At 40.9% G+C, this 11,499-nt stretch carries 10 protein-coding genes and 1 pseudogene; 2 read left to right on the forward strand and 9 right to left on the reverse strand.

Annotation, left to right across the window (positions count from 1 at the left end):
* Nucleotides 1–29 precede the first annotated feature (29 nt).
* Nucleotides 30–596 (forward strand): annotated as a pseudogene (locus H2677_RS16110) (hypothetical protein); the annotation flags it as partial.
* 10 nt (nt 597–606) lie between these two features.
* Here the strand turns inward: H2677_RS16110 and H2677_RS15925 are convergent.
* The 6 genes from H2677_RS15925 to H2677_RS15950 form a co-directional block, all read right to left on the reverse strand.
* Nucleotides 607–1,245: a phosphoribosylanthranilate isomerase gene (locus H2677_RS15925; RefSeq protein ID WP_004201168.1), complete on the reverse strand. Its 639-nt coding sequence runs from the start codon at nt 1,243–1,245 to the stop codon at nt 607–609.
* A 4-nt stretch (nt 1,246–1,249) separates the two neighbouring features.
* Nucleotides 1,250–1,615 carry a bleomycin binding protein Ble-MBL gene (gene ble, locus H2677_RS15930; protein WP_004201167.1) on the reverse strand — a complete coding sequence of 122 codons (366 nt, stop codon included), beginning with the start codon at nt 1,613–1,615 and terminating at the stop codon, nt 1,250–1,252.
* A 3-nt stretch (nt 1,616–1,618) separates the two neighbouring features.
* Nucleotides 1,619–2,431, reverse strand: coding sequence for a subclass B1 metallo-beta-lactamase NDM-1 (locus H2677_RS15935; RefSeq protein ID WP_004201164.1), 813 nt, complete (start codon nt 2,429–2,431; stop codon nt 1,619–1,621).
* A gap of 100 nt (nt 2,432–2,531) precedes the next feature.
* Nucleotides 2,532–3,557 carry an IS30-like element ISAba125 family transposase gene (locus tag H2677_RS15940; protein ID WP_004994718.1) on the reverse strand — a complete coding sequence of 342 codons (1,026 nt, stop codon included), beginning with the start codon at nt 3,555–3,557 and terminating at the stop codon, nt 2,532–2,534.
* Between the two features lie 151 nt (nt 3,558–3,708).
* Nucleotides 3,709–4,488, reverse strand: a complete 780-nt coding sequence (locus H2677_RS15945; protein ID WP_014386410.1) for an APH(3')-VI family aminoglycoside O-phosphotransferase — start codon at nt 4,486–4,488, stop codon at nt 3,709–3,711.
* Nucleotides 4,489–4,593: 105 nt separating this feature from the next.
* Nucleotides 4,594–5,726 (reverse strand): IS3-like element ISAba14 family transposase gene (locus tag H2677_RS15950; protein WP_223155595.1). Its coding sequence is split into 2 segments (ribosomal slippage): nt 4,594–5,474 and nt 5,474–5,726, totalling 1,134 coding nucleotides; the frame shifts between segments, so codons are not numbered across the junction.
* A gap of 62 nt (nt 5,727–5,788) precedes the next feature.
* Here H2677_RS15950 and H2677_RS15955 point away from each other — a divergent pair.
* Complete coding sequence (locus H2677_RS15955; protein ID WP_019768104.1) at nt 5,789–6,271, forward strand: hypothetical protein; 483 nt, start codon at nt 5,789–5,791, stop codon at nt 6,269–6,271.
* Between the two features lie 61 nt (nt 6,272–6,332).
* Here H2677_RS15955 and H2677_RS15960 read toward each other — a convergent pair whose 3' ends face one another.
* Genes H2677_RS15960 through H2677_RS15970 form a run of 3 tightly spaced genes read right to left on the reverse strand, consistent with a single transcriptional unit; the run spans nt 6,333 to nt 10,967 of the window.
* Nucleotides 6,333–6,785, reverse strand: a complete 453-nt coding sequence (locus H2677_RS15960) for a hypothetical protein (protein ID WP_004993232.1) — start codon at nt 6,783–6,785, stop codon at nt 6,333–6,335.
* Between the two features lie 10 nt (nt 6,786–6,795).
* Entirely contained in the window at nt 6,796–8,040 is a 1,245-nt protein-coding gene (locus H2677_RS15965; protein ID WP_015060702.1) for a DUF1173 family protein, read from the reverse strand.
* Between the two features lie 14 nt (nt 8,041–8,054).
* Nucleotides 8,055–10,967 carry an AAA family ATPase gene (locus tag H2677_RS15970; RefSeq protein ID WP_017480453.1) on the reverse strand — a complete coding sequence of 971 codons (2,913 nt, stop codon included), beginning with the start codon at nt 10,965–10,967 and terminating at the stop codon, nt 8,055–8,057.
* Nucleotides 10,968–11,499 lie beyond the last annotated feature (532 nt).

The following is an 11,499-nucleotide window of genomic DNA, read 5'->3' on the forward strand; positions in this document are numbered from 1 at the left end:
CGTTGCCGGGCGAAGCGGGCGCTGGCGGCTTCGGCTGTAAGGCGCGCGGGCTGCATGATTATGTCGTCAAGAACGGCTCTGCCGATCATCCCAACGCCGAGGTGAAATTCGCACTGGGTGATGTGGTCAACACCATGATCGGCTGCACTAATGGTGAAACGATCATGCTGTGCCACGACACCTCGCTGCCGCGCCCCTATTCTCTCGGCTTTCGGGTGCAAGGCACCGAGGGGCTGTGGATGGACGTCAACAAGTCGATCTATCTGGAGGGCAAGAGCCCACAGCCGCACCGCTGGGAGCCTGCCGAGGGCTGGTTTGCGAAATACGATCACCCGCTATGGAAACGCTACGCCGATCTGGCGGCAGGGGCCGGGCATGGCGGGATGGACTGGTTCGTGATCCACGCTTTTGTCGAGGCGCTGAAGGCCAAGGCCCCGATGCCAATCGACATTTACGACGCGCTGGCCTGGAGCGCGATCACGCCTCTGTCGGAACAATCGATTGCTGAGGGCAATCGCACGTTAGATTTTCCCGACTTCACCCGAGGGCAGTGGCGCACCCGCAAGCCGATCTTTGCGCTGAACGACGCCTATTGATCGACGCGATTTAGGCCAAGCGCACCGCAAAGGCGAAATTGGTAATCTTGTCGGTATCCTTGACGCCCGGCGCGCTTTCGACGCCGCTGGAGGTATCGACCAGCGGCGCTCCGGTGCGCGCAATCGCCTCGGCAACATTCGTCGGATTTAGCCCGCCTGCCAGCCCCCACGGCAAGGCACCGCGATATCCGGCCAGCAGCGACCAGTCGAACGCCAACCCCATGCCGCCGGGCAGCGCGCCTTTGGGGGTCTTGGCGTCGAACAAGATCAAGTCCGCCGCCCCGGCATAGGCTGCGGCGCGTGCGACATCGCTGGCGCTGGCGACGGGCAGCGCCTTCCACACCGGCTTGCCAAACCGCGCGCGCAACTGGGCCACGCGTTCGGGCGATTCCGAACCGTGCAGCTGCAGCGCGTTCAGCTTGGCTGCCACCAGTGCGTCGGCGATGACAGCATCATCCGCATCGACGAACAAACCGACCATGGCGATCTGGCCAGCTGCGCGCGATGTCAAAGCGCCCGCGACATTCGACGTAACCGCACGGGGCGACGCTGGATAGAACACCAACCCGGCATAGTCCGCCCGCGCCGCGATGGTCGCATCGAGCGCCTCGGGTGTGCTGATCCCGCAAATCTTGATTTTCGCGGGCATGCGGTCAGTCGGGGTTCTGGATCAGCCGCACCAGCGTGCAGTCGGGATCGATCAGGTAGCCGATCCTCAGGCCGCTCGCCTCCAGTTGCGGAGCTTTGAAGCGCGGCCAGCCGGTGCTTTTTTCCTCGGCTCCCGCCGCGTTCACCAATGCCACCATGGCATCGAGATCATCCAACCGCAGGCAACAGCCGAACGAGCTCGTAGCTGGGTCGAGGTCAGGATAGGGGAAGAATTCGAGCTGCAAACCGCCGCGCTGCAGGATCATCCAGCCGCGATCCTTCCAACTCGTCGCAAAGCCCAGCTTCGCATAAAACGCCTCTGTCACATCGAAATCGCGCGATGGCAGATTGGGGGTGACGTGGTCAGCCATGGCTCAGCGCAGCTTGTCGGCCATGCGGGCCGTATGAGTGATTGCGGCGCGGCTATCGGGGGCGGAATGGCTCATCACGATCATGCTGGCCTTGGGGAACGCCGCACCAAACGCGCGCGCTGACGCGGCGTAGTGCTCAGTGTCGGCATCACCGAGATTGCCGAGCGACTTGGCCTTGCTGTCCTTGATCAGGCAGCCACCAAAAGCGATGTCGGTGCCGTCGATCCCAACGGTGATATTGTCACTGGTGTGGCCGGGGCCGGGGTAAAATACCTTGAGCGGGCCAAAGTTGGGCGCGGTTGCTGGTTCGACCCAGCCATTGGCGGCGAAAGTCAGGCTGTGTTGCGCCGCAACCATCCCCTCTTGCGGGGCAAGCTGGTTCGACAACGCATTGGCATAAGTCGCAATCCCCGCCGCATGCAGCGCGTCCATACCGCCCATCTTGTCCTGATGCGCGTGAGTCACCACCGCCAGCGCGACCGGCAGGTTGATCTCCTGCTTGATCCAGTTGAGGATCTGGGCGGTCTGGTCATCGGTCCAGGCGGTATCGACCACCAGCACGCGGCCGCCATCCCTGACGATCAAACCGTTGGAAGCGACTGCCCCGAAACCCGGCATGTCGAGATAGGAAGTGTGCTGCCAGACATTCGGTGCGAGCTGGCGGAAAACCAGATCGCCAAACCGTTGGTCGCCAGTTTCCATTTGCTGGCCAATCGTCGGGCGGATTTCACCTGGCATGCACCCGCTCAGCATCAATGCAGCGGCTAATGCGGTGCTCAGCTTCGCGACCGGGTGCATAATATTGGGCAATTCCATCAAGTTTTCCTTTTATTCAGCATTAAAAACCCCGCAAATGCGAGGCCTAGTAAATAGATGATCTTAATTTGGTTCACTGTAGCAAAAATATGGGGCGAATTCAAACATGAGGTGCGACAGTTTCAAAAGCCATATGATAATCAACAAGCTGAGCAAATTTCTCTAATGGTGTAAGCCAATCTAACGCCTTTCTAGGACGAGTATTCAGTGACATGGCAACTTGATTTAAATAATGCTGATCTGCCTGATTTAAATCAATCCCTTTAGGTAAATATTGCCTAATTAAACCATTCATATTTTCGCATGTGCCTTTTTGCCAGGGTGAATGTGGGTCACAGAAATATACATCTATGCCTAAATCTTCTTCGAGTATTTTATGTTCTGACATCTCACGTCCACGGTCATAGGTCAACGTTTTACGCAGTTCTGCAGGTAAATATTTCAGAGCTTCAGTTAAAGCCTTGCGCACTGATTCTGCCTTTGCATCAGGTAATGTTGCCAAGATACAGAGCCGTGTATTTCGTTCAATAAGTGTTGCTATCGAACTTTTATTGTCTTTACCTTTAATTAAATCAGCTTCCCAATGACCCGGTATTTTTCTTTCTTGAACTTCGGCTGGGCGCTCATGAATAGTTTTAATATCCTGTAATATAGAATCTTTTTTAGGTTCACCGTTAGCTTTTCGCTTTTTATTTTCATGACGTAGACAGGATAATAAGTCTTTTTTCAACTCACCCTTTGGTAATGCTCGTATCGTTGAATAAATCGTTGTATGGCTTACATTCATTGTTTGATCCAAATCAGGAAATGTCTTTAAACGCTTTGCTATTTGCTGAGGAGACCATAAACAACGGATCGCTTCAACAATAAATTTCCAGAGGATTGAATCGATTTTGAGTTTTCTGTGACCACGTCTACGTCTAGCGAAGGTGTTATCAGAAGCATATCGAGCTTGATAAACGTCATTGATGCTATTTCTTTTAAGCTCACGATAGATCGTACTAGGATGTCTTTTAATGAGTTCAGCAAATTTTCTGGCTGAAAAGCCTTCTTTTCTTGACTCAAGCATTAATGCAGTACGATCTTCAAAGTTAAGATGATGGTATGACAATTTTATATACTCCATAAACCCTTTAAATTAATTAGGTGGTTTATGTCGCACTTCAAGTTTTACTCTGCCAACTTTAAATCAGTGGCTCCACTAACACTCTTCACTTATTTATTTAAAATTTAGCGACGTTAAAAGACAATTAAGTATTTTTAGATAATGCTTAGAATCAATTCAATTCATCAAGTTTTAAAAAATAATTCCTTTTGTCAGGTCTATCATTTTTTAAATGCTTTAAAAATATTTTAGCAGTTTCCTCCGAGGCATCCTCTCTTAGGCAACGTTCAACAAAGGATATATCTACAAATTCATCAGCTAACCCAGCACGGCCAAGATCTAAAAAGTAAATTTCATTGAATTTATCTATAAAAATATTACTATCCGTGATATCGCCATGAGAAAAAACCAATCTTTCTTCAACACGAGTCTCAGTTAACTCATTCCATAGACTTAGGTAAGTTCTATGGTCTCCCCATAATTCAGCGTCAAAATCATCTTGATCTATATCGTCAAGGAGTTGGTTATCAATAAAAAATTTTGACTCTTTTAACCGATGATCAATGTTTGAAATAAATGGACAATCAATAATAGCAACTGAATTTAACAGATTGAGTGCCTCCTTATAGATAGCAAGCAATTCTTGGTCTGTTAAAAAAAGCGCTGAAATTGGTTTTGCATTGATCGCTTTAGTGATCATTAATTCAAACTGCTCATCCTGAAAAGTCATGATGAGTTCAGGCACCTTTAATTTCTCAGAGAGCCAACTCAACATTTTCGCTTCGCGAGAGACACTGTATGTGGTCTCTGTATATAAAGTGCTAGATCGCTTAAGAAAAAAAGTTTCATTATTTCGATTAAAAGAATAAACATCCGATGGCGACTGACCAATTTTATTTGGCTCTAAAACGCTGTTTCCAATAAATTGTTGAATAATATTGGGCAATTCCATCAAGTTTTCCTTTTATTCAGCATTAAAAACCCCGCAAATGCGAGAGAGGTGGTCCCACTTGTTTGAACAACTAAAAGCGTATTTATAAGTGATATTCCGCTCTAGTTAAGCCACCTTGTTTTGTTGGGGTAGCTGATCATAGTAAAACTCATTTGGTGTCATTTTGTCTAGACTCGAATGAGGTCGTTTCAAATTATAAAACTCAAAATATGCACTTAATTGCTTTTTCGCATCTGTGACACTGCTATAAGCTTTGAGATACACCTCTTCATATTTAACGCTCCGCCATAATCGTTCAACCATCACATTATCTACCCATCGACCTTTACCATCCATACTGATTTGAATGCCATTTGATTTCAATACATCAATAAATGCATCACTGGTAAACTGGCTGCCTTGGTCTGTATTAAATATTTCAGGTCGACCATATTTTTCAATCGCTTCATTTAAAGCCGAAATACAAAAATCCACCTCCATACTAATCGATACTCTATGCGCAAGTACCTTGCGGCTATGCCAATCAATCACAGCACATAAATAAACAAAGCCTTTTGCCATAGGGATATACGTTATATCCGTAGACCACACTTGATTACTGCGCTGAATAGCCAATCCTTTGAGCAGATATGGATATTTACGGTGAGCTTGATTAGCCTGGCTTAAATTTGGTTTGCAATATAACGCCTGAATACCCATTTTCTTCATTAAAGTACGTGTATGACGTCGTCCTATATGATGTCCTTGACGATTCAACAAATCACGCATCATACGACTGCCTGCAAAAGGATATTGCATATGTAATTCATCAATACATCGCATCAGCTTCAGATCTGATGCACTCACAGGTTTTGGGCGATAGTAATAACAACCACGGGAGACTTTCAGCAGCTTAGCTTGCTTAGATACTGAAATCTGAAGTGAGTCGTCGATTAACTTTTGTGGTTGAAGCGGCCCAGTTTCTTCAACACACCTTCTAAAAAATCAATTTCTAATGCCTGCTCACCGATTTTTGCATGTAGTTTTTTTAGATCGATGGGTGGTTCTGTTGGAGCTTTTGATTGATCGAAAGCTTGCGAGGAAGCTGAGATCAATTGATTTTTCCAGTCAATAATTTGGTTTTGATGAACATCAAACTCAGCACTCAATTCAGCAAGTGTTTTTTCTGCTTTAATCGCAGCAAGTGCTACCTTAGCTTTAAAATCATTTGAATGATTTCTTCTTGGTCTACGTGCCATAAAATACTCCATATATTGATGTTTATAACATCATTTGAGGAGCAGAATATCACTTATAGGAGTTGTTCAAATTTACGGATCCATCTCTTCTAAACATACTGAAAATTTTGATTTTCGTTGTAGCTTTAGTTATTTTTATTAAATTCATTATAAGTGAATACTTAGGTGTAATTTTTAGCAAAGAAATTACAGTTTTTGCGGGGATGTTTTTAGCACTCGCAATTCTTGTTTATGAAATTATTTCAATTTGTATATCTAGACTAATTAATAAAATTCACTATGACGCAGATCAACGTGAAGCTATTGAAACATTTGAAAAGCATCAACTTAATGTTGGCTTTATCGTAGCTGACTTGCCAAAAGATCAAAAAAACAATGAGTTAAAAGATTGTGTTGAAGCTTATATCACTCTAGCGAAACAAAATTTACCATTTGTTTTGATTAATTCAGACAATGTATCTACTTCAGGAATATATTTTTCAGGGCAACGTGGAAAGCGTGACCATAATAAATACAAAATCATCATTAAAAGAAACTTAGACTAAAAACAACCTTTTAGAAAAATAAAAAAGCCAGTATAGAACTGGCTTTTTTTGCTTAGTACGCTTAAAAATAATTTTCTTCAGGATACCTAATTCTTTGTAGAACAACTCCAATTAAGCCCGCTACAAGCATGTAAACCGCTTTCATATACCACATGCCCCACATAACGGTAATTGTGGTCGCTGAAAATTCTTGTACTGGCTGACCAAGAAAATTAGTTGTTTGATTAAATGATTTTTCTGAAGCTTCAAGCGCATAATAATTTAATGCAGGGAATAAGCAGACAACCAATAAAACAGCTACCGTAGGGTAAAGCATAGCTTTAGGTATATCCCATTTGATAGCAAAGTACAGCGCCACTACCAAAGCAATTAAGCCAACACTAGACTTCATTCCAGTGGCAAAATCTAAACCTACGGCACTTGAGCCTTTCCATACTAGAAAGCAAAAAACAGCTATCAGAAAAGCGACAAAGCCCGCAAAAATTTTAAATTGTTCCTGTTCTTGGTAATCCATATATGAATCCTTAACTATTAACTGCGGTGTCAGTATGATTGTTATAGCCTAACAACGGTTTATTTTCAGGTGGTGGAATGTCTACAACGTCCCGATCGACATTGACCAGAATTGATGTGAACTCACTTGAAGCAATCAATTCCTTTGCTTCAGTAATATAAGAATCTTCAGTCTGATCATTGATTAAGTAAAATGCCGTTGGTGGGTTGGTGTCTGTAAGCAATACGTTTGCAATTGGACTTTTAGGGCTTAGATTATATCGCAAGCACTTAATGAATGACCTATTCTGCATTGTAAGCGTGTCTAAGAGTTCTTTTTCACCCAAGCTCTCAAATGGTAGCCAAGTTTGATTTAAAGGCACTAGAGCAATTTCTTCAATCTTTGCGATACCACTATCCGCAAATCCAAAAGTCCCAATTGCTAATAGGTTTACATCGTCTTGATAATGCGCCTGCTCAAGCTCGGCTTCAAAGCGTTTATTAACTCGGCTATACATTTTTGCATCCATAAATAAATGCAAGGTTGGGGCATGTTTTAGAATGATTCTGCCCCCATCAAAACGTGCATCTTCAATAGACTTAATCACACCAATAAATATTTTTAATGGGCGTTTATTGCCTTTAACTTTCAGGTCTGCCAACTCTGCTTTTCTTCGGGCTTCAATCTCATTGTGTTTGGTTTGGTCGTAATATTCAGGGATATAAACCAATCCACTTAAATCATCTTTTTTATTCTTTTTATCATTCAAAGCTACTTTTAATGCCTTGCGAAATTGAAACCAATTATGCTTCATGTTCGGTTGGTGGCGGTTTAACAAAGCTTCTTCAAGCAAGTAATCTAACGTCCCTTTTAAGGTCAATTTTGTTGTTTCAGCTTTTACAGTATCTTTAGGTGTATCACTTGGCGTAGGCGCTTGTTTGGATACATTGCTTTTTGACAAACTGAACTCAAACTTTAAAACACTTGCCCCTGTTTCATCTGTCTTGATAGCTTCCCCAATAACCTCGCCTAGTCCTGAAATTTCAGTAGGTGGCTCATAGCTTAGGCAACTAAAGTCGTGCTGATCTGCGCTGTTAGGCATACGCTTTAAAACAAAGTTTTCGCCAATTTTAGCGATATACATTTCAATGTTTTTTTGTGGCAGACAAGCGCAAATAGGTCTAATCCCTTTTTGATAACACTCTTGCAAAATTGCCTGTGTTAATACTTCATCATCAGGACTAACAATTTTTCCATTATGTATAAAATTATTCATAAAACCGCCCTCATTTAATATTTAGGTGTGTTTCGATTAGGCGTATTTGGGTTTTTAATACGCTGATTAGGTGCATTCAAATTGTCTTTTGGTGCATTCGCTTTTTGCTTTAAAAGCTGTTCTCTAAACTCTGTATAGACTTCAGTTTTATGCCGTGAATCGAATCTAGCTTTTGACTGGTCTTTAAACTCATTAAAGTATTTATCTGAATATTCAAGATTCAATTTATTGAAAGGAATCTCGTATTCTTCATTTTTAATTCGTGCTTTCATTACTGGCTTATCTTTAACTTTATAAGCATCAATAACTTTTAATTCAGTACCTTTTTCAAAAGTTACCTTTTTAAATAGTCCTGTTTTAATCTCAAGATCATTAGTAAGTTTTACAAGCTCACCTTTTGCTATATTCATATTGCCGTTAAACTTAACGATCTCGTCACCAAGTAAGGCTTTAGATTTCAAACTTGCTCTAACTTCAGAAACGATTTCTTCTTTAGTGAATGTTTTATTTTCACTGGTCAATGAATACAGCTTGCTATTTATTCCAAACAATTCACGCTTATTCTCTAAATGCAATCTATGATCATTTAAATAAGACTTCATTAAATTATCTTTAGATTCTACAAGTGTGAAGTCTGTAGAGAACTCTTTAGTTTCTGAACGTCCAAGTACCTTTTTGAAGTTTTCAAAAGCCGTTACTTCTCTTTCTACTGGTTTGTAATTATGGTCATAAGAAACTTTACCGTCAGGGGTCTTAACAGTTTCTTTTTCATTAGTTGCAAAAGTTAAAGCACTATAATTGATTTGAATATTTTGCTTATGTCGAGTTAAAGCAACATAAGTTAAATTAGCATTCATATTTTCACTAGCTACAATATAAGCACTATCTACAGTCATACCTTGTGATGAGTGAATAGTATTTGCATAGCCATGTTTGAACTGGTCATATTCCTTTAAATCAACTCTAACAATTCTGCTATCACTTTCCATTTGAACCATCATAGCTTTAGGATTATTGAATTTATCCTTTTCAAAACCTATTACTTTAGCCAGTTCACCATTACTAACTTTCATCTGTGAATTATTTTGTTTGAATACAATTTTCTCACCGATGGAAATATCTAAATCACCTTGATAGTTTTTCACAGAAACACTTTCAGGATTAAGCTTACCTTGTTTGATAAGCAATGCTCTAGCCATTCGATTTAGTTCATTCACATCACTATTTGAATGAGCAAGCATTAATTTACTTTCGCTAGAATCTTCACTCCATGACTTAACAGTTTTAGCTAAAGCTAGATCATGAGATTCGTATTCATTAACCATATTAATAGATTTATAAATATCTATTGCTTTACCTACTTCATGCTTAGAAAGATATTTAGATGCTTGAATCATCTTGTCAGATTCTTTGGCATGTTTCTGACGTTGAATATCCTCTAGTGAAGCAATATTTTTCTTATCTAAGTTTTCTTGAATATTTGCAAATACATGACCCGCACTTACTGCACTTAACTGGTAACTATCACCAACTAATTTTATTTGTGCATCGTGTTTTTCTACAAGCATAAGCAAGCGTTGCATATCTCTTGAACCGACCATGCCTGCTTCATCCAAGATCAATACAGTTTTATTATTTATTTCTAAATTACCGCTATCATACTTAGACAAGAAAGAAGCAATTGTACTACTTGGAATATCACAATCATTCGCTATAGCCTTAGCTGTAATTGCCTGTAATGCGATTCCATATACTTGATAATCAGATTCTTTATAGGCTTCAGAAACGGCACTTAGAACGTATGATTTACCTGTGCCCGCAGAACCATTCAACAATGTAATCCGATCGGTAGAAGTTAAGGTATAGAATGCTTTTTCTTGCTCACTATTAAATGTTCTTGTTTCAGCAACACGTACCGCATTTAAAGGTAATTTCTCAACTAGATTAAATGGTTTTTGAATACGGCTTTCCTCATTAGCATTATAGATAAATGTTGAGATTGATTCCTCAATACCTACAAGCTCTTTAGAAGAAAATACGACTTTATCTTTACCATATAAAGTAGCCATATCAGGGCAAGTTATTACCGATTCATAAGCTTTTAAATATTGTTCTTCACCATCTGTATGAGCCATTAAAAAACGCTCTAGCTCACGCACTGAAAAAACAGATTGATTAGAAGTTAATGCTTTAATTGCTTCGCTTGGGCGCTCAATTATTATTTCACCATTTTGATGACGTACTTGCTTAATATTTTCATTGATATGGTATTTGTGACTGCTAACGTAATCAGCTCTAAAGTTTTGGCTAGACAATTCAATACCTTGCTCTTTAAAACTTCTATGATCAATACGTGCATCAATACCTAAGTTTTCACAAAAATCATTTACATGGTTAGCCCATTCTAGGCGGGTATCAACCACAAACATTTTAGAAGAAAAATAACGATCTTTACCCGCACCGCCCTTTTCAGGGTTTACTGGATTATAACGCTTAAAATGCTTTACTTCGTCACGCTCTATACCGTCTAATTTTCTTTCAGAAAACATAAGGTGAACATGCGGGTTTTGCTGACCATCACTAGCTAGAGGACTATGAATTGCATAAGAATAAGTGAAGTTTTCACCTAAAGTTTTTTCAACAAATTTCTCTACTAATTCTTCTCTTTGTTCTTTATTAAGTTCTCTAGGTAATGAAATTTCTAATTCAGTATAAACACGCCCATTAATACGCTCATTCTTATCTGCTGACTTCCAAAAGTGTTTTGCATCAGTAGCCCATGACGGTAAATTTCCAGATTTAATATTTTCTAAATCATCTCTTTTATACTTTCCATCACGGTTAATGTAGGCGTAATGATTTGCGCCACGAGTTCCTGTAGAACCGTATTGCCTGCCTGTCTTAACTGATAAGTGATAGATCGCCATTTTATGCCTTTTTTGCTTTTGCTTTTTCTGTTTCTCGGAGAGAAACGCGGAAGCGTGCATTCCTACTGCTGTAGTCATGATAACCTCTCTATATATTCGCTACAAGTGACAAAACAAATGCTTGCATTTGTCCGATTTTAAAGCAATGCAAGGCATTGATTTTAAAAGCGGTTTTTTTGGCTGATTTTTGGCTTTTTTTGTAATTTTTCTTATATAGATATGGGGTTTCACCCCAAGCCCCACATAAGGGAATAATTCCCTTATGAATCCCTACACTTCGCCAGTGGGTCATCGGGGGTAGACACTTCGTTTACACCCCCTTTAGGATTAGTGTGTTTTTTTTGATTTTTGCTGATCAATATGTTTTCAGATGAGCCGTGAGCCTATGGCTTCCGTTCAGTCTGAAAAATATTGACAGTGTTTCTTTCTTTGCGAACTCATATACTTTTTGTTGCTTTGTATTTTTTTGGATTTTTTAGTTTTTCATTGTGATATTATTTGATCACCTTATTAAATTTTTGGATTGCGAAAA

Origin of the sequence: Acinetobacter junii (genome assembly GCF_018336855.1) — a bacterium.
In the GTDB taxonomy this organism is placed as follows: Bacteria; Pseudomonadota; Gammaproteobacteria; order Pseudomonadales; family Moraxellaceae; genus Acinetobacter; species Acinetobacter junii.